Source organism: Microbacterium sp. (genome assembly GCF_032084865.1).
Classification (GTDB): domain Bacteria; phylum Actinomycetota; class Actinomycetes; order Actinomycetales; family Microbacteriaceae; genus Microbacterium.
Map to the genome: position 1 here is coordinate 1 of NZ_DAMDLU010000060.1, position 16,653 is coordinate 16,653.

Sequence of the window (16,653 nt, forward strand, 5' to 3'; positions counted from 1 at the left end):
GTGGCCATCACGGTCTGGACGTTGTGCTGGGCGAAGACCCGCTCGACCGCCACCGCGGCGGGCCGGTGCTCTTCGATCGCCGCGCGGATGCCGGCCGCCACGGCCGCCAGACGCATCGACCGGTCGGCATCGACCGGCGTGCGGACCACGCCGACGTGGACGAGCGACGCCCGGCGCGAACGGTCGACATCGACGATCCCGATACCGCAGCGGGTGAGGCCGGGATCGATGCCGAGGACGCGCAGAGAGCTCACTCCCCCAGGCTAGGAGCATGCGAAAGGCCCCGGGCGCAGGCGCGCCCGGGGCCTTATCACTGCCTGCATCGCTCAGCTCCCCATCCTGGGCTTCTGAGCCAGATCCTGGGTTCCTGGGCCTGCCGAAGGACTACTCCTCGTCGTCGTTCTCGAGCTCGGCCTGCACCTCGGGTGTCAGGTCGAAGTTCGCGAACACGTTCTGCACGTCGTCGCTGTCCTCGAGCGCGTCGATGAGGCGGAACACCTTGCGGGCCGTGTCGGCGTCGATCTCGACCTTGAGGTTCGGCACGAACTCGACGTCGGCCGAGTCGTAGTCGATGCCCGCCTCCTGCAGCCCGGTGCGCACCGCGACCAGGTCGGTCGCCTCGGCGATCACCTGGAAGCCCTCGGCATGCGGCTCGACCTCTTCGGCGCCGGCCTCGAGGGCCGCCATCATCACGTCGTCCTCGGTGGTGCCTTCTCCGCCTACGACGATGACGCCCTTGCGGGTGAAGTTGTAGGCGACCGAGCCGGGGTCGGCGAGAGTGCCGCCGTTGCGGGTGAGAGCGGTGCGCACCTCGGCGGCGGCGCGGTTCTTGTTGTCGGTCAGGCACTCGATCATCAGGGCGACGCCGTTGGGGCCGTAGCCCTCGTACATGATCGAGGTGTACTCGACGGCCTCCCCGCCGATGCCCGCGCCGCGCTTGACCGCGCGGTCGATGTTGTCCTTCGGGACCGACATCTTCTTCGCCTTGAGCACCGCGTCGAAGAGCGTCGGATTGCCGGCCTGGTCGGGTCCGCCGAGCTTCGCGGCGACCTCGATGTTCTTGATGAGCTTCGCCCACGACTTGGCACGGCGCGAGTCGATGATCGCCTTCTTGTGCTTGGTCGTGGCCCACTTGGAATGCCCGGACATGTCTCTCCGCTCGTCGTCTGCGCCCGGAGTCGCCTCCAGGGCGTCGTCCATTCTATCGAACGGCCGCGCATACGCTCCGAGATGCTCTTGTCGTGCGCCCCGCAGGGTGCGAAACTTTGCGCCATGGACGAGCGGGAACGCGCTCTCGGCGCAGCGCATCGACTCGCGACGGAGTTTCTGGGCACGCTCGATGAGCGCCCGGTCTGGCCTCGTGCCGATCTGGAGGAGATGCTCGGCGCCTTCGGCGGTGCGCTGCCCGAGCACGGCGCGGATCCGACATCCGTGGTCGAGGCCATGGCACGGCTCGCGGATCCTGGTCTGGTGGCGATACCCGGCGGGAGGTTCTTCGGTTTCGTGATCGGCGGAACCCATCCGGCCGCACTCGCCGCGGACTGGCTGGTGTCGGCGTGGGATCAGAACTCGGGTTCGTCGAAGCTGACGCCGACGACCGTCGCGATGGAACGAGCGGCAGGACAGTGGATGCTGGAGCTGCTCGGCCTCCCGGATGGCGCGAGCGTGGGATTCGTCACCGGTGGACAGGTCGCGAACTTCACATGCCTGAACGCCGCCCGCACCGCCGTGCTGGCGCGGGCAGGATGGGACCTCGCGACGCGGGGAATGAGGTCGTCCCCTTCCCTGCGGGTCGTGGTGGGGGCGGATCGTCACGGATCCATCGATCGCGCGTTGCGTTTTCTCGGCTTCGGCACCGACGAGATCACCGTCGTCGACGCCGACGATCAGGGACGCATGCGCGTGGAAGCGCTCGAGACAGCGCTCACCGACGGGGATGGTCCGCTGATCGTGTGCCTGCAGGCCGGTGAAGTGCACACCGGCGCGTTCGATGACTTCGAGGCGCTCGTCCCGGTGGCGAAGCGGCACGACGCGTGGGTGCACGTCGATGGCGCGTTCGGACTGTGGGCGGCGGCGTCTCCATCATTGCGGCGTCTGACAGCCGGGATGGCGCAGGCGGATTCCTGGGCGACCGATGCGCACAAGACGCTCAACGTGCCGTACGACTGCGGCATGGCGATCGTGCGCGATCCGGCCGACTCGATCGCCGCGTTCCGCACCGGCGGCGACTACCTGATCTATTCGGGTCTCGATCCCTGGGATGTCACCCCTGAGCTGTCCCGTCGTGCACGCGGGGTTCCTGCGTGGGCGGTGCTGCGCAGCCTCGGCAGCTCGGGCGTTGCGGAGCTGGTCGACCGCCTGCACACCAATGCCGTCGCGATGGCCGTAGGGCTCGCCGACATCCCCGGCCTGGAGGTGCTCAACGACGTCGTCTACACGCAGGTCATGTTCCGGTTGGAGTCGGATGCCGCCACGCGCGCGCTCGGCGAGGAGATCCTCGCCGAGGGGACAGCGGCCGTGACCGGTGCCGAGTGGCGCGGACGGGCAGCCCTGCGCTGCTCGATGTCGTCGTGGGCGACGACATCCGCCGACATCGCGCTCACCGTCGACGCCTTCCGGCGTCTGATCTTCGAGGTGCATTCGCACACCCGGGGCTGAACGGCTCAGCGCCGCGCGGCGACGCGCTGCAGGAAGCGCTCGTGAAACCTCGGCTCGCCGGAGATCTCGGGATGGAAGCTGATCCCGAGCAGGTTGCCCTGCTCGACGGCGACGACGGTGCCGTCGTCGAGCGACGCCAGCGCCGTGGCATCCGGGCCCACCGTCTCGACCACCGGACCGCGGATGAATGCGGCTTGCACGGGCTCGCCGCCGAGGGCCGGGATGACAAGCGGACCCTCGAACGAGTCGACCTGCCGGCCGAAGGCGTTGCGGCGCACGGTGACGTCGAGACCGCCGAAGGTCTGCTGCCCGTCGATCGCGTCGACGAGGCGGTCGGCGAGCATGATCAGTCCCGCGCACGTGCCGAGCATCGGCATCCCGTCGCGGATGGCCGCACGGATCGGCGCGGCGAGCCCGAACATGCGGGTGAGCTTGTCGATCACGCTCGATTCGCCACCGGGGATGACGAGCCCGTCGACGGCGGAGAACTCCTCCGGTCGGCGCACGCGCACGACCTCCGCGCCGAGGTGCTCGAGCAGAGTGACGTGCTCGCGCACGTCCCCCTGCAGCGCGAGCACCCCGACGCGTGGCATCGTCACCAGCCGCGCTCGGCGAGGCGGTGCGGCGCCGGAAGGTCGGAGACGTTGATGCCGACCATGGCCTCGCCGAGGCCGCGCGACGCCTCGGCGATCACCTTCGGGTCGTCGTAGAACGCGGTCGCCTTGACGATCGCCTTCGCGCGGGCGACGGGGTCGCCCGATTTGAAGATGCCCGACCCGACGAACACGCCGTCGGCGCCGAGCTGCATCATCATCGCGGCATCGGACGGGGTGGCGACACCACCGGCGACGAAGAGCACGACGGGCAGCTTTCCCGTCTCGGCGATCTCGGCGACCAGCTCGTACGGAGCCTGCAGCTCCTTCGCGGCGACGTACAGCTCGTCCTTCGACAGGGCGCCGAGTGCGGCGATCTCACCGCGGATCTTGCGGATGTGCTTCATCGCCTCGGAGACGTCGCCGGTGCCGGCCTCGCCCTTCGAGCGGATCATCGCCGCCCCCTCGGTGATGCGCCGCAGCGCCTCGCCCAGGTGGGTGGCGCCGCAGACGAACGGCACGGTGAACGGCCACTTGTCGATGTGGTTCACGTAGTCGGCGGGCGAGAGCACCTCGGACTCGTCGATGTAGTCGACGCCGAGCTCCTGCAGCACCTGCGCCTCGACGAAGTGGCCGATGCGGGCCTTCGCCATGACGGGGATCGAGACGGCGTCGATGATGCTGTCGATCATGTCGGGGTCGCTCATTCGCGACACGCCGCCTTGCGCCCGGATGTCGGCGGGCACGCGCTCGAGGGCCATGACGGCGACGGCACCGGCGTCTTCGGCGATCTTCGCCTGCTCGGCGGTGACGACATCCATGATGACGCCGCCCTTCAGCATCTCGGCGAGACCGCGCTTGACGCGCTGCGATCCGGTGGTGGGGTTCTGGTCGGTCGATGCCATGATCACTCCTCGTTGTGACAATCCGCACTTTGGCCTATGCCAAACGATAGCACCATACAATCAGGGGAATGGACGCCATGATCACCGGAACCTCCGCCGCCGAGATCGCCGACAGCGTGCGGGGGCTGCGCGAACGCGGAGCGCTGCGGCCCGGCGATCCGCTGCCCCCGGTGCGCGAGCTCGCGACGACGCTGGGCGTGAACCGCAACACGGCCGTGGCCGCGTACCGCCAGCTCGCGCAGGCGGGTCTCGTCGTCTCGCGAGGACGGGCGGGCACGGTGATCGCCGGGGGTGCGCCCGTCGCGCAGGAGGGTGTCGCCGACACGGTGCTGCGCGACGTGGCATCCGGAAACCCCGACCCCGCGCTCATCCCCGATCCGACGCCCGCGCTGGGACGGATCGTCGGGCGGCCCGTGCTGTACGGCGAGCCGGTGATCGACGCCGAGCTCGAGCAGTGGACGCGGGAATGGATGCTCGCCGACCTCCCCCGCGACGATCTGCACGTCGTCGTCACCAGCGGCGCCGTGGATGCGGTCGAGCGACTGCTCGCGCAGGCGCTCATGCGGGACGACGCCGTGGCGCTGGAGGATCCGTGCTTCCTCTCCAGCATCCACACCGTCCGTCTCGGCGGCTACCGTGCCGTGCCGGTCGCGGTCGACGAGGAGGGCATGACGGTCGACGGACTGCGCGCCGCACTCCATGCGGGCGTGCGTGCCGTGATCAGCACCCCCCGAGCGCAGAACCCGACCGGGGTCAGCCTCTCCCCCGAACGCGCTGCGGCCCTGCGCGAGGTGCTCGCCGATCACCCCTACGTGCTCATCATCGAAGACGATCACTTCTCGCTGCTCTCGCCGCACCCGTACGCCTCGCTGATCTCGGCGACGCATCGCCGATACGCGCTGATCCGCTCGGTGTCGAAATTCCTGGGGCCCGACATGTGCCTGGCGCTGGCCGGCACCGACCCTACCACCGCCGAGCGCCTGGCGATGCGGCTCAGCCCGGGCACGACGTGGGTGAGCCACCTGCTGCAGCGGCTCACGCACGCCCAGCTCACCGATGCCGACGCGCGTGCGCAGATCTCGCGAGCGGCCGCCCACTACGCCGCGCGCAACCTGGCGTTCACCCGGGCGCTGGCAGCCCGAGGCATCCCGACCGTGTCGAACGACGGTCTCAGCCTGTGGGTTCGGCTCGACACGACCGCCCGCGTCGCCGCCGAGCGGCTGATGCGACGCGGCTGGCTCGCCCGCCCCGGCGACGAGTTCCTGCTCGACGAGACCGCGGGTCCGTCGCGGCATCTGCGCCTCACCGTGCACGACCTGACGGATGCCGACGCGGCCCGCCTCGTCGACGACCTGGCCGCGGCCGTAGTGAGAGGATGACAGGATGAAGATCCTCTCGATCCAGTCGGCCGTCGCGCACGGACACGTCGGAAACTCGGCCGCCGTCTTCCCGCTGCAGCGCCTCGGGGTCGACGTCCTGCCGGTGTACACGGTGAACTTCTCGAACCACACCGGCTACGGCGCGTGGCGCGGACCGATGATCGACCCGGCTGACGTGCGCGAGGTCATCACCGGCATCGAGGAGCGCGGCGTGTTCGACCGGATCGACGCGGTGCTCAGCGGCTATCAGGGCGGCGAGGGCATCGCCGACGTCATCATCGACGCCGTCGCCCGGGTGAAGGCCGCCAATCCGGATGCCGTGTACGCCTGCGACCCCGTGATGGGGAACGCGAAGTCGGGATGCTTCGTCGCCCCGGCGATCCCCGTGCTGCTGCGTGACAGGGTCGTGCCGGTCGCCGACATCATCACTCCGAACCAGTTCGAACTCGGCTTCCTCACCGGCACCGAGCCGTCGGACCTCTCCTCCACGCTCGCCTCGGTCGACGCGGCGATGGCGATGGGTCCGTCGACCGTGCTCGTGACCTCGGTCGAGCGCCCCGATCGCGAGGAGGGCACGATCGAGATGCTCGCCGCCGATGACACGGGTGCCTGGCTGGTCGCGACCCCGCATCTGCCGCTGAAGGCGAACGGATCGGGAGACGTGACCGCGGCCCTGTTCACCGCGCACCACACGTCGACGGGCGACATCAGGGTCGCCCTCGAGCGCACGGTGTCGAGCGTGTTCGACCTGCTGCAGAACACTCTCGATGCGGGCGACCGCGAACTGCGTCTCGTCGAGTCGCAGGAGGCCTACGCGAACCCGCGCATGCAGTTCACCGCACGCCGCGTGCGCTGACCCTGAGCCCCCTGAGCCCTAGCCCTCCTGGGCCCCTGAGCCTGCCGAACAGCCGGGCCAGGCGTTCGCGACCGCCTCGCGGATCTCGTCGAGCAGCTGTGGCAGCGCCTTGGTCTTCGCGATGATCGGGAAGAAGTTGGCATCCGTCGCCCACCGCGGCACGATGTGCTGGTGCAGGTGCGCGGCGACGCCGGCACCGGCGACCTCGCCCTGGTTCATGCCCAGGTTGAAGCCGTCGCAGTGCGCGACCTCACGCAGCACGCGCATGCCGGTCTGCGTGAGCGCGCCGATCTCGGCGACCTCCTCCGGCGTGGCCTGATCGTAGGTGCCGATGTGGCGGTACGGGCACACGAGCAGGTGCCCGGAGTTGTACGGGAAGAGATTGAGCACGACGAACGCGGTCTCGCCGCGCGCGACGATCAGGCGCTCCTCGTCCGGATGCTTCGGAGCCTCGCAGAACGGGCACGCGTCGCGCAGCGGCTGCGGCCCCGCCTGGATGTACGCCATCCGGTGCGGGGTCCACAGCCGCTGGAACTCGTCGGGCACTCCGGCCAGACGACTGCCGTCCTCGAGTTCGGTCAAGCCAGATCCTCCGAGGTCATGACGCGCGCGTGGTCGGCGATCGCCGCGCGGATGCGGGACACGGCATCCGCGATGGGCACACCGTTCTCCTGCGACCCGTCGCGGAAGCGGAACGAGACCGTGCCGGCGGCACGATCCTGCTCGCCGGCGATGAGGATCACCGGAACCTTCGCCGTGGTGTGGTTGCGGATCTTCTTCTGCATCCGGTCGTCGGAGTGGTCGACGTCGGCACGCACACCGGCCTCCCGCAGCTGGCCGATCACGCCGTCGAGATACTCCGCGTACTGATCCGCGACCGGCACGCCCATGACCTGGACGGGCGCCAGCCACAGCGGGAAGTCGCCGGCGTAGTGCTCCAGCAGGATCGCGAAGAACCGCTCGACCGATCCGAGCAGCGCGCGGTGGATCATCACCGGACGGTGCTTCTGCCCGTCGGGGCCGGTGTACTCGAGCTCGAACCGCTCGGGCTGGTTGAAGTCGAGCTGGATGGTCGACATCTGCCAGGTGCGGCCGATCGCGTCACGCGCCTGCACCGAGATCTTCGGGCCGTAGAACGCCGCACCGCCCGGGTCGGCGACCAGTTCGAGGCCGGATTCGAGAGCGACCTCGCGCAGGGTGTCGATCGCGGTCGTCCACTGCTCGGGCTCGCCGAGGAACTTGTCGTTGCCCTCTTCGTTGGTCGACAGTTCGAGGTAGAAGTCGTTGAGACCGTAGTCGCGCAGCAGCGCGAGCACGAGGTTCAGGTTCGTCGCGAGCTCGTCGCGCACCTGATCCTGCGTGACGTAGATGTGCGCGTCGTCCTGCGTGAGCCCGCGCACTCGGGTGAGGCCCGAGAGCGTGCCGCTCTTCTCGTAGCGGTACACGGTGCCGAACTCCGCCATCCTCAGCGGCAGCTCGCGGTAGCTGCGTCCGCGCGCCCGGAAGATGAGGTTGTGGAACGGGCAGTTCATCGGCTTCAGGTAGTAGTCCTGGCCCTGGCGGGTGATGTTGCCCTCGTCGTCCCGCGCCTCGTCGAGGTGCATCGGGGGGAACATGCCCTCGGCGTAGGTCTGCAGATGACCGGAGGTCATGAACAGATCCTTCTTGGTGATGTGCGGGCTGTTCACCACCTCGTAGCCGTTGCGCAGCAGGTGCCGGCGGAGGTTCTCCTCGATCTCGTAGCGGATGATGCCGCCCTTGGGGTGGAACACCGCCAGTCCCGAGCCGATCTCGTCGGGGAACGAGAACAGGTCCATCTCGACACCCAGCTTGCGGTGGTCTCGGCGCTCGGCCTCGGCCAGACGCTCCTGATAGGCGCGCAGCTCGTCCTTCGTCGGCCACGCGGTGCCGTAGATGCGCTGCAGCTGCGGGTTCTTCTCACTGCCGCGCCAGTAGGCGGCGGCGACGCGGGTCAGGTCCCAGCCGTTGCCGATCATGCGCGTGCTGGGCACGTGCGGACCGCGGCAGAGGTCCTTCCAGGCGACCTCGCCGTCCTTGGTGACGTTGTCGTAGATCGTCAGCTCGCCGGCGCCGATCTCAGCGGATGCCCCTTCGGCGGCATCCGCGCCCGAACCGGGGCCTCCGGCGAGATCGATGAGCTCGAGCTTGAACGGCTCGTGCGCCAACTCGGCGCGCGCCTCGTCCTCCGTGACGACCCGGCGGGTGAAGCGCTGACCTTCGCGGATGATGCGCTGCATCTCCTTCGAGATCGCCTTGAGATCCTCGGGTGTGAAGGGCTCGTCGACGCCGAAGTCGTAGTAGAAGCCGTCCGTGATGGGCGGGCCGATGCCGAGGTTCGACTGCGGGCGGATGCGCTGCACGGCCTGCGCCAGCACATGCGCGGTGGAGTGACGCAGGATGGCGAGCCCTTCGGGGCTGTCGACGGTGACCGGCTCGACGACGTCGTCGTGGCCGACGGTCGCGGCGAGATCCTTCAAGTCGCCGTTCACCTGCATGGCGATGACGGAACGATCGGTGAACAGGGCGAAGCCGTCGCGCTCGTCGGCACGGGGCTGGGCGATGTCTGACACGGGTTTCTCCAGATAGGCGATGGAAGACGACGACTCAGCTGCAGGCGCGAATGCGCCCTGCCCGCTCAGGCGTCCGTAGTTCGCGCGACGACACCGGTGACAGAGGTCACGAGAGAGGTCGACGCGGATTCCATGTCTCGAAGTCTACGCCGCCGGATCCTGGCATCCCGCATCCGCCGTGCGGACACGCGAAAGCCCCGGCGCGAGAGCATCTGCTCTGCACACCGGGGCCCGGGCGCCGATCGCCTACCCGTTGACGATCGACACGGGTCGGAGGTCACACGCTCGTGTTACGACCCGAGACCGCCCTGATGAGCCACGCGATGACCGCGAGCGCAAGAAGGACCAGTCCGACCCACAGCAGGAAGTTCAGGGACTGCACCAGTCCACCCGTGATTGCAAGGATGATCGCGATCACCGCGACGATGATGAGAAGAGGGTTCATGACCGCTCCTTTCTGTTCTGAGGCTCACGCGAGCCTCGATACGACGACAGTACGGCTGCGCGGCGCCGTCACCGTAGGGGGTTGACTCGGCGACTCGAACCGTGCGACAGATGCCGTCCGTCCGCGACGTCTGGAATGCTGTGCGCATGAACTCCCCCTCGATCGTCTGGTTCCGCGACGACCTGCGCCTGGCAGACAACCCCGCGCTGCGAGCGGCGATCGACCGCGGCGAGCCGATCATCGCCGTGTACGTCCTCGATGAGGAGTCGCCCGGATTCCGGATGCTCGGGGGCGCCGCCCGCTGGTGGCTGCACCACTCGCTCGCCTCGCTGCGGGATCGGGTGATCGAGCGCGGCGGAGCGTTCGTGCTGCGCCGCGGCGCCGCAGCACCGGTGATCGCCGAGCTGGTCGCGCAGACCGACGCCGGGGCGGTGTTCTGGAACCGCCGCTACGGCGGTCCGCAGCGCGACGTCGATACACAGATCAAGACGGATCTGCGCGAGCGCGGCATCGAGGTGCGCTCGTTCGCGGCATCCCTGCTCTTCGAGCCGTGGACCGTGCGCACCGGAAGCGGAACCCACTTCTCGGTGTTCACACCGTTCTGGCGCGCCTGCCTGGCCCTTCCCGCGCCGCGTGCTCCCCTGCCGGAACCGCGAGAGCTCGACGGGCCCGCCCGGATCCCCGCATCCGACGACCTCGATGACTGGTCGCTGCTGCCGACGGCACCGGACTGGGCGGGCGGGCTGCGCGAGACGTGGGAGCCGGGCGAGCCCGCCGCGCGTGCGCGACTGCACGAGTTCCTCCGCGAGGACCTCGCGCAGTACGACACCACCCGCGACGAGCCGGCGGCCGGCATCACCTCGCTGCTGTCGCCGCGTCTTCGCTGGGGTGAGCTGAGCCCGTTCACCGTCTGGCGCGCGGCGACCGAGCATGAGGGCGCGGGACGCTTTCTCTCCGAGATCGGCTGGCGGGAGTTCGCCTGGCACACGCTGTTCCACTTCCCGCACCTGGCGACCCGCAACCTGCGCGCCGAGTTCGACGCGTTCCCCTGGCCGCGACTCAAGCCGACCCGCCTTGCGGCCTGGCAGCGCGGCGAGACGGGTATCCCGCTGGTGGATGCCGGGATGCGCGAGCTCTGGCACACCGGGTTCATGCACAACCGCGTGCGGATGGTGACGGCGTCGTTCCTCATCAAGAACCTGCTCATCGACTGGCGGCGCGGCGAGGAGTGGTTCTGGGACACGCTGGTCGACGCCGACGATGCCTCCAACCCGTTCAACTGGCAGTGGGTCGCAGGTTCGGGCGCGGACGCCGCCCCGTACTTCCGCGTCTTCAACCCGGAACTGCAGGCGAAGAAGTTCGATCGCGATGGACTGTACGTCCGCGAGTGGGCTCGGGACGCCCCCGCCGAGCCGATCGTCGATCTCGGCGAGACGCGCAAGTCTGCGCTCGCCGCGTACGAGCAGATGCGCCGGTCTCGCTGACGCGACCACGCCGCGTGGCTACATGAGATCCGCGGGGAGGTCGTCGAACCCGGCGGGCTGCGGGATGTCGAGTGGATCCTGACGGCGCGGCAGAACAGCGATCCGCACGCGGCTTACAGGCGACAGCAGAACAGAGACCTCTGCACCCTCGGCGGTGCGGAAGTCCACGAATCGGCTGGTGGCGGCCGCCTGTTCGATGCGGCTCTTCAGATCGCCGATGTCCTGGTCGCGCCCCAGGGGGATGCTGTCGTCGTCGTCGATCACGATGATCGCCTGCTGCCTCTGCCCTGTGGTCATGTCAGCGACCGTAATCATGTACTGCGACATGGAAGAGGGGGTTGCGCTGGCCGCATCGACCCGCAACACGCGCGGCGCGCTCAGCCCTGAAACGAGAAAACCCCCGGACTCAGCCGGGGGTTTCTGTCTGTGCGCGATACTGGGATCGAACCAGTGACCTCTTCCGTGTCAGGGAAGCGCGCTACCGCTGCGCCAATCGCGCCCGTTGGGGCTATTCAGTTTTCCCGTGAGGTGGCGACGGGATTCGAACCCGTGTAAACGGCTTTGCAGGCCGGTGCCTAGCCTCTCGGCCACGCCACCGCGAGGTGGATTCGAACCCACATGCTGAAACCCCCTGAAGGGGGCTCCTGCACTCGAGCGGATGACGAGACTCGAACTCGCGACCCTCACCTTGGCAAGGTGATGCGCTACCAACTGCGCTACATCCGCATATTCTGTTGTCGTTTCCGGCGTCCCGGGCACTTGAAATACATTAGCCCAGGATCCGCGCATCACCAAACCGCTCCGCGTCGCCGGGCGTGTCCGCGTTCGTCGCCCGAGCCGCCACGCCCGGCCCGTCGCACGGTGTCGGGACGCGTGCACCGATCGGGTATGCTTTCTGACTGTGCCACCGTGCACGACAGAACTCCACAAGGGCGATTGGCGCAGTTGGTAGCGCGCTTCCTTCACACGGAAGAGGTCATCGGTTCGAGTCCGGTATCGCCCACCATCCACAAGCCCCGTCAGACGCCTGGCGGGGCTTCGTCGTTCGCGCCCTGGGCCACCACACGCCCCGGCTTCTAGCACAGACCCCAGCGAATAGCGCCCCCGTTCACACATCCGCGTGCGATGCTCAGGCTGGGGGCATGCTTCATCGGATCACGGACGACGCTCCCCTTCTGCTCGTGCACGGCTACGACCTCGGCTCCCGAATCTGGTCACGGGTCCGCGATGGTGCGCGCGGTGCGCCGATGCGGCTGCTCGGCCATCGGGCGGTGTTCGTGCGCGGCGCGGAGGGTGTGAACCTGTTCTACGACGACACCCGCATCGCCCGTCACGGTGCCATGCCGCGCTTCGTCCAGGAGACGCTGTTCGGGCACGGCTCGGTGCACAGCCTCGACGGCGCGGATCACCGCCACCGCAAGGCCACCTTCGTCGACGTCGCGTACGAAGACGAGCAGGTCCGGCGCCTGACGCCCGAGCTCGAGCGCGAATGGCAACGCGAGCTCGACGAGTGGATCGCCGGCGGTGACCGCACGGCGTACGACGCCGCGGTCGGAGCCTTCGGGCGCGCCGGGATGCAGTGGGCCGGCCTTCCCGGCTCCGACGAGGCGCGCACGAGGTGGGCGGCGCGGCTCGCCCAGATCGTCGACGGCTTCGGTCGCCCGCTCTCCCCCGCCTTCGCTGAGACTATGTTCAACCGCGTCTGGTCCGATCGGCGTGCCGCCCGGCTGATCCACGACGTGCGCGCGGGACGCCTCACACCGCCGGAGGGCACGGCGCTGCACGAGTGGGCCTGGCACCGCGGGCCGGACGGACGGCTTCTCCCTGAGCGCCTGGCGGGCGTCGAGCTGCAGAACAGCATCCGTCCGCTCATCGCTGTCGCCCGCTTCGTCGCCTACGCAGCCAAGCGGCTGCTCGAGAACCCCGACTGGCGCCTGCGCATCCACGCCGAGACCGCACGCAGCGAACAGCTCGTGGGCGGGCAGCTCGCCGTGGCGTTCGCGCAGGAGATCCGTCGCACGTCGCCGTTCGTGCCGATGCTGCCCGGGCGCGCGATCACCGACATCGACTTCGACGGCCAGCAGGTTCCGGCCGGTGGTCGGGTGGTCATCGACATCCTCGGCACCGACCTCGACGACGCCTCCTGGGACGAGGCGGGCGAGTTCCGCCCGGAGCGCTTCGTCCACCGACCCGACTACGAGGCGATCCCCGCATTCATCCCGCACGGCGGCGCCGATGTCGCCACCGGCCACCGCTGCCCTGGCGAGAAGCTGGCGATCGCCGGGCTCTCCGCCGCGATCGCCGCTCTCAGCGACTCGCGGGTGCAGATCTCGCCGGAAGGGCTCGACGTCGATCGACGTCGGCTGCCCACCATGCCCGCCTCGGGCGGATGCGTACACGCGGCAGCAGCACAGCAGTCAGCGGACGGACACGAGCACGACGAGCAGAGGAGCACCTCATGAAGGCACTGACCTGGCACGGCAAGCGCGATGTCCGCATCGAGCAGGTGCCGGACCCGAGCATCCTCGAACCGACCGACGCGATCATCCGCGTCACCTCCACCGCGATCTGCGGCTCGGACCTGCACCTCTACGAGCTGCTCGGGCCCTTCATCGACCGAGGCGACATCCTCGGCCACGAGACGATGGGCGAGGTGGTCGAGGTCGGCTCCGAGATCCGCAGCCTGGTGCCGGGCGACCGTGTGGTCATCCCGTTCAACATCTCGTGCGGAACCTGCTGGTTCTGCCAGCGCGGTCTGCAGTCGCAGTGCGAGACCACGCAGGTGCGCGAGTACGGCAGCGGCGCCGCGCTGTTCGGATACACGAAGCTGTACGGACAGGTGCCCGGTGGACAGGCCGAGTATCTGCGCGTGCCGCTGGCCGACTACAACCATGTCAAGGTCGGCGACGAGCTGCCCGACGACCGCTACCTGTTCCTCAGCGACATCCTGCCCACCGCATGGCAGGGCGTCGAGTACGCCCACATCCCCGCCGACGGCACCGTCGCCGTGCTGGGGCTGGGTCCGGTCGGGCAGTTCGCGGCTCGCATCGCCCGCTCGCGCGGACACCGTGTGCTGGCCGTCGACCCGGTTCCCGAACGTCGGGCCATGGCGGTTCGTCATGACATCGAGGTGTTCGACCTCGATGACGACACCGTCGCGCACCTGCGGGACCTCACGGCAGGCCGCGGTCCCGACTCGGTGATCGACGCGGTCGGGCTCGAGGCGCACGGCAACCCGGCGATATCCGTCATGCAGCAGGCCGTCGGGCTGCTGCCCGACCCGCTGTCGCGGCCGATGCTCGAGCACGCCGGTGTCGACCGGCTCGCTGCGCTGCACGCCGCCATCGACCTGGTACGTCGCGGCGGCACGGTATCGCTGAGCGGTGTGTACGCCGGCGACGCCGACATCCTGCCGATGAAGACGATGTTCGACAAGCAGATCAGCCTGCGGATGGGCCAGTGCAACGTGAAGCGCTGGACCGACGAGATCCTGCCTCTCGTCGAAGACCATGCCGATCCATTGGGCGTCATGGATCTCGTCACGCACCGTGCCCCGCTCGACGACGCGCCCGACCTGTACCGCACCTTCCAGCGCAAGGAGGACGGCTGCATCAAGGTCGTGCTGAGCCCCGGCGCCTCGCAGCCGGCGCACGCGCCCGCCGGCGACGGCGCCCTATGATCGGCTTCACCGGCACGCGAACGCTGCCGCAGGCTGAACGGTGGCGCACATGAACGACTCACGCATCGTCATATCCGGAGCTAGCGGTCTGATCGGCGGGGAGCTCACGCGATCGCTCCGCGCGGACGGCATCCGCGTGGTGCATCTCGTACGGCGGCCAGCCCGCAGCGGCGACGAGGTCGAGTGGCTCACCGACGGCCCGCTCGATCCCGACGTGCTGGCGGGCGCGACCGCGGTCGTGAACCTCAACGGCGCGAGCATCGGCCGGCTGCCGTGGGGGGCGCGCTACCGGCGGACCCTCCGACAATCGCGCCTGCAGCCCACCTCGGTTCTCGCCGATGCGCTGCTCGCCATGAACAGCGATGCTCCGGCCCTGCTGTCAGCGTCTGCTGTCGGCTATTACGGCGACCAGCCCGGCGTCCGTCTCGATGAGACGGCCGCGCCCGGCGAGACCTTCCTCGCCGAGCTCTGCGTGGAATGGGAGCGGGAGGCCATGCGGGCGGCTGCGGTCACGCGCGTCGCGCTGCTGCGCACCGCGCCGATCCTGCATCCGGATGCCGTGCTGAAACCCATGATCCCCCTCACCCGCTTCGGGCTCGGCGGCCCACTCGGCTCCGGCCGTCAGGTGTGGCCGTGGATCTCCCTGGACGACGAGGTTCGAGCGATCCGCCACGTCATCGACTCCGACGTCCACGGCCCCGTGAACCTCACCGGGCCGCATCGCGCGACCGCCGGCGGGATCGGACGCACCCTGGCTTCCCTGCTGCATCGGCCCTACCTCATCCCGGCGCCCGCCTGGGCGCTGCGCCTCGGACTCGGGCGCGCCGCCGCGGACTCGCTGCTGCTGGCGGATGCAGACGCCGTGCCCGATGCGCTGTCCCGCAGCGGGTTCGCATTCCGGCATCCCACCGCGCCGGACGCTCTCGCCGCCGCGCTCGACTGAACGGCCACCGGCGTCGACGGCGGTTCTCATGACACCGCGGGGTTCTCGTGACACGACTGCGGGGCGACAGCAGAAGACACGTACGTGCCTTGCCGTCGCCCCACAGGGGTGTCAGCGAAGGGTGCTCAGGCCCGAGCCCGTGCCACAGCTGCGCGAGCGGGCTGTGGCTCCGAGAAGATCACCACGATGATCACCGTGATGCCGACGACCACGTGAGGCACCCACGCGTTCGGCGACGCGGAGATGAAGCCGAACAGCCACGGCGACAGCGCCAGGAACAGGCTGGCGACCACGTCGAAGACGAGGTGCACGGGCATCGGGATGAGCTTGATCGGACCCCACTCGTAGCTGGTGAAGAGGCTGTAGACGATGAGCCCGATGCCCAGGACGATCGGGATCACGACGGCGGGACCACCCATCCCGACGAAGCCGAAGAGCCAGGGAGCGACGATGAGCGCAGCTCCCACCAGGTAGTCGAGCACGCCGTGGACTTTCGTGGGGATGAAGCGCATGATTCCTCCTTGATCGGTCGAGCCGCGGTCAGCGACTCGCCGGGGGTTCGTCTCCCCCGTCCCGATCGGATTGGATGACGGGCACACGGCGTGCCGCTCCGCGTCTCGCGGTCAGGCGCGTGCCCACCCGTAGCGGCCGATGAGAGCCTGCACCACGCGGCCATACCGACCCGCGTCGAGGACGGCGGCCTCACGACGCATCCCGTCGTCGTGCACGCTGTACAGCTGCTCGATGTCGACCCAGGACTCGCGCCCCTGCGAATCCCAGCCACCCGAGCCGACCGGGATGAAGTCGCGGTCGCGATCATGTCGGGTGCTCGTCATCCGCACCGCGTACACCCGATCCGCGCTCTGCCGGCCGATCACCAGCACCGGGCGATCCTTTCCTCGTCCGTCGTTCTCCTCGTACGGCACCCATGTCCAGATGATCTCCCCGGAATCCGGCAGGCCGTTTCGCGACGGCGAGTAGCCGACGCTCACGTCGCGGACGCGCTCGGGATCGATCCGGACGGTCTCGGATCCGGGCGTCCGTCCCGCGTCGGCCATCGTGTGCTGCGGGACGCCCGCACCGTCGCGGCGGAGCGTGGCACGCGCACGGGGGCGGGCCT

General features: G+C 69.2%; 17 protein-coding genes and 4 tRNA genes. 8 read left to right on the forward strand and 13 right to left on the reverse strand.

Going from position 1 to position 16,653, the window contains the following annotated elements; all coding sequences use genetic code 11:
- Both RT309_RS08000 and RT309_RS08005 read right to left on the reverse strand, forming a co-directional pair.
- Positions 1-254: crossover junction endodeoxyribonuclease RuvC (locus tag RT309_RS08000; protein WP_313356326.1), on the reverse strand; the 254-nt coding region annotated here is incomplete at its 3' end.
- 130 nt (positions 255-384) lie between these two features.
- Complete coding sequence (locus tag RT309_RS08005) at positions 385-1,149, reverse strand: YebC/PmpR family DNA-binding transcriptional regulator (protein ID WP_313356328.1); 765 nt, start codon at positions 1,147-1,149, stop codon at positions 385-387.
- Between the two features lie 123 nt (positions 1,150-1,272).
- Here RT309_RS08005 and RT309_RS08010 point away from each other — a divergent pair, with 123 nt between their 5' ends.
- Entirely contained in the window at positions 1,273-2,658 is a 1,386-nt protein-coding gene (locus RT309_RS08010) for an aminotransferase class V-fold PLP-dependent enzyme (RefSeq protein WP_313356329.1), read from the forward strand.
- Between the two features lie 5 nt (positions 2,659-2,663).
- Here RT309_RS08010 and pdxT read toward each other — a convergent pair whose 3' ends face one another.
- Both pdxT and pdxS read right to left on the reverse strand, forming a co-directional pair.
- Positions 2,664-3,251, reverse strand: coding sequence for a pyridoxal 5'-phosphate synthase glutaminase subunit PdxT (gene pdxT / locus RT309_RS08015; RefSeq protein ID WP_313356331.1), 588 nt, complete (start codon positions 3,249-3,251; stop codon positions 2,664-2,666).
- 2 nt (positions 3,252-3,253) lie between these two features.
- The gene (pdxS, locus tag RT309_RS08020; RefSeq protein WP_313356333.1) at positions 3,254-4,156 is read right to left on the reverse strand and encodes a pyridoxal 5'-phosphate synthase lyase subunit PdxS; all 903 of its coding nucleotides are present in this window, start codon (positions 4,154-4,156) and stop codon (positions 3,254-3,256) included.
- A gap of 68 nt (positions 4,157-4,224) precedes the next feature.
- Here pdxS and RT309_RS08025 point away from each other — a divergent pair, with 68 nt between their 5' ends.
- A complete protein-coding gene (locus tag RT309_RS08025) occupies positions 4,225-5,535 on the forward strand; it encodes an aminotransferase class I/II-fold pyridoxal phosphate-dependent enzyme (RefSeq protein ID WP_313356334.1) in 1,311 nt (436 codons plus the stop codon).
- Positions 5,536-5,539: 4 nt separating this feature from the next.
- Positions 5,540-6,391 (forward strand): pyridoxal kinase PdxY, encoded by an 852-nt coding sequence (pdxY, locus tag RT309_RS08030; protein WP_313356335.1) that lies wholly within the window; start codon positions 5,540-5,542, stop codon positions 6,389-6,391.
- Positions 6,392-6,409: 18 nt separating this feature from the next.
- Here the strand turns inward: pdxY and RT309_RS08035 are convergent, their stop codons facing one another.
- The 3 genes from RT309_RS08035 to RT309_RS08045 form a co-directional block, all read right to left on the reverse strand.
- Complete coding sequence (locus RT309_RS08035; protein ID WP_313356336.1) at positions 6,410-6,973, reverse strand: HIT domain-containing protein; 564 nt, start codon at positions 6,971-6,973, stop codon at positions 6,410-6,412.
- Positions 6,970-8,907 carry a threonine--tRNA ligase gene (gene thrS / locus RT309_RS08040; protein ID WP_313356348.1) on the reverse strand — a complete coding sequence of 646 codons (1,938 nt, stop codon included), beginning with the start codon at positions 8,905-8,907 and terminating at the stop codon, positions 6,970-6,972. Before thrS ends, RT309_RS08035 begins: the two co-directional genes overlap by 4 nt.
- A 352-nt stretch (positions 8,908-9,259) precedes the next feature.
- Positions 9,260-9,427 (reverse strand): hypothetical protein, encoded by a 168-nt coding sequence (locus RT309_RS08045; RefSeq protein WP_182253218.1) that lies wholly within the window; start codon positions 9,425-9,427, stop codon positions 9,260-9,262.
- A 146-nt stretch (positions 9,428-9,573) separates the two neighbouring features.
- On the opposite strand from RT309_RS08045, the gene RT309_RS08050 reads away from it, so the two are divergent.
- On the forward strand, positions 9,574-10,911 hold the full coding sequence (locus tag RT309_RS08050; RefSeq protein WP_313356338.1) for a deoxyribodipyrimidine photo-lyase: 1,338 nt from the start codon (positions 9,574-9,576) through the stop codon (positions 10,909-10,911).
- A gap of 18 nt (positions 10,912-10,929) precedes the next feature.
- Here RT309_RS08050 and RT309_RS08055 read toward each other — a convergent pair whose 3' ends face one another.
- The 4 genes from RT309_RS08055 to RT309_RS08070 form a co-directional block, all read right to left on the reverse strand.
- The gene (locus tag RT309_RS08055; RefSeq protein WP_313356340.1) at positions 10,930-11,208 is read right to left on the reverse strand and encodes a hypothetical protein; all 279 of its coding nucleotides are present in this window, start codon (positions 11,206-11,208) and stop codon (positions 10,930-10,932) included.
- A gap of 130 nt (positions 11,209-11,338) precedes the next feature.
- Positions 11,339-11,410: transfer RNA gene (locus RT309_RS08060), tRNA-Val, on the reverse strand.
- Positions 11,411-11,437: 27 nt separating this feature from the next.
- Positions 11,438-11,508, reverse strand: a tRNA-Cys gene (locus tag RT309_RS08065).
- A 56-nt stretch (positions 11,509-11,564) separates the two neighbouring features.
- Positions 11,565-11,637: transfer RNA gene (locus RT309_RS08070), tRNA-Gly, on the reverse strand.
- Between the two features lie 204 nt (positions 11,638-11,841).
- Between RT309_RS08070 and RT309_RS08075 the strand changes: the two genes are divergently transcribed.
- From RT309_RS08075 to RT309_RS08090, 4 genes are all read left to right on the forward strand, one after another.
- Positions 11,842-11,917: transfer RNA gene (locus RT309_RS08075), tRNA-Val, on the forward strand.
- 136 nt (positions 11,918-12,053) lie between these two features.
- Positions 12,054-13,373: a cytochrome P450 gene (locus RT309_RS08080; RefSeq protein ID WP_313356341.1), complete on the forward strand. Its 1,320-nt coding sequence runs from the start codon at positions 12,054-12,056 to the stop codon at positions 13,371-13,373.
- Positions 13,370-14,590 carry a zinc-dependent alcohol dehydrogenase gene (locus tag RT309_RS08085; protein ID WP_313356342.1) on the forward strand — a complete coding sequence of 407 codons (1,221 nt, stop codon included), beginning with the start codon at positions 13,370-13,372 and terminating at the stop codon, positions 14,588-14,590. Before RT309_RS08080 ends, RT309_RS08085 begins: the two co-directional genes overlap by 4 nt.
- Positions 14,591-14,639: 49 nt before the next feature.
- A complete protein-coding gene (locus tag RT309_RS08090; protein ID WP_313356344.1) occupies positions 14,640-15,533 on the forward strand; it encodes a TIGR01777 family oxidoreductase in 894 nt (297 codons plus the stop codon).
- A 125-nt stretch (positions 15,534-15,658) separates the two neighbouring features.
- Here the strand turns inward: RT309_RS08090 and RT309_RS08095 are convergent, their stop codons facing one another.
- Both RT309_RS08095 and RT309_RS08100 read right to left on the reverse strand, forming a co-directional pair.
- Positions 15,659-16,045: an SPW repeat protein gene (locus tag RT309_RS08095; protein WP_313356346.1), complete on the reverse strand. Its 387-nt coding sequence runs from the start codon at positions 16,043-16,045 to the stop codon at positions 15,659-15,661.
- Positions 16,046-16,156: 111 nt separating this feature from the next.
- Positions 16,157-16,591 (reverse strand): type II toxin-antitoxin system PemK/MazF family toxin, encoded by a 435-nt coding sequence (locus RT309_RS08100; protein WP_396654431.1) that lies wholly within the window; start codon positions 16,589-16,591, stop codon positions 16,157-16,159.
- Positions 16,592-16,653: the final 62 nt, after the last annotated feature.

Excerpts from the sequence above, each read along its gene's own strand:
- RT309_RS08005 (WP_313356328.1), bottom strand. The coding sequence starts at position 1,149 with ATGTCCGGGCATTCCAAGTGGGCCACGACCAAGCACAAGAAGGCGATC.
- RT309_RS08010 (WP_313356329.1), top strand. The coding sequence starts at position 1,273 with ATGGACGAGCGGGAACGCGCTCTCGGCGCAGCGCATCGACTCGCGACG.
- pdxT (WP_313356331.1), bottom strand. The coding sequence starts at position 3,251 with ATGCCACGCGTCGGGGTGCTCGCGCTGCAGGGGGACGTGCGCGAGCAC.
- pdxS (WP_313356333.1), bottom strand. The coding sequence starts at position 4,156 with ATGGCATCGACCGACCAGAACCCCACCACCGGATCGCAGCGCGTCAAG.
- RT309_RS08025 (WP_313356334.1), top strand. The coding sequence starts at position 4,225 with ATGGACGCCATGATCACCGGAACCTCCGCCGCCGAGATCGCCGACAGC.
- pdxY (WP_313356335.1), top strand. The coding sequence starts at position 5,540 with ATGAAGATCCTCTCGATCCAGTCGGCCGTCGCGCACGGACACGTCGGA.
- thrS (WP_313356348.1), bottom strand. The coding sequence starts at position 8,907 with ATGCAGGTGAACGGCGACTTGAAGGATCTCGCCGCGACCGTCGGCCAC.
- RT309_RS08045 (WP_182253218.1), bottom strand. The coding sequence starts at position 9,427 with ATGAACCCTCTTCTCATCATCGTCGCGGTGATCGCGATCATCCTTGCA.
- RT309_RS08050 (WP_313356338.1), top strand. The coding sequence starts at position 9,574 with ATGAACTCCCCCTCGATCGTCTGGTTCCGCGACGACCTGCGCCTGGCA.
- RT309_RS08055 (WP_313356340.1), bottom strand. The coding sequence starts at position 11,208 with ATGACCACAGGGCAGAGGCAGCAGGCGATCATCGTGATCGACGACGAC.
- RT309_RS08080 (WP_313356341.1), top strand. The coding sequence starts at position 12,054 with ATGCTTCATCGGATCACGGACGACGCTCCCCTTCTGCTCGTGCACGGC.
- RT309_RS08085 (WP_313356342.1), top strand. The coding sequence starts at position 13,370 with ATGAAGGCACTGACCTGGCACGGCAAGCGCGATGTCCGCATCGAGCAG.
- RT309_RS08090 (WP_313356344.1), top strand. The coding sequence starts at position 14,640 with ATGAACGACTCACGCATCGTCATATCCGGAGCTAGCGGTCTGATCGGC.
- RT309_RS08095 (WP_313356346.1), bottom strand. The coding sequence starts at position 16,045 with ATGCGCTTCATCCCCACGAAAGTCCACGGCGTGCTCGACTACCTGGTG.
- RT309_RS08100 (WP_396654431.1), bottom strand. The coding sequence starts at position 16,591 with ATGGCCGACGCGGGACGGACGCCCGGATCCGAGACCGTCCGGATCGAT.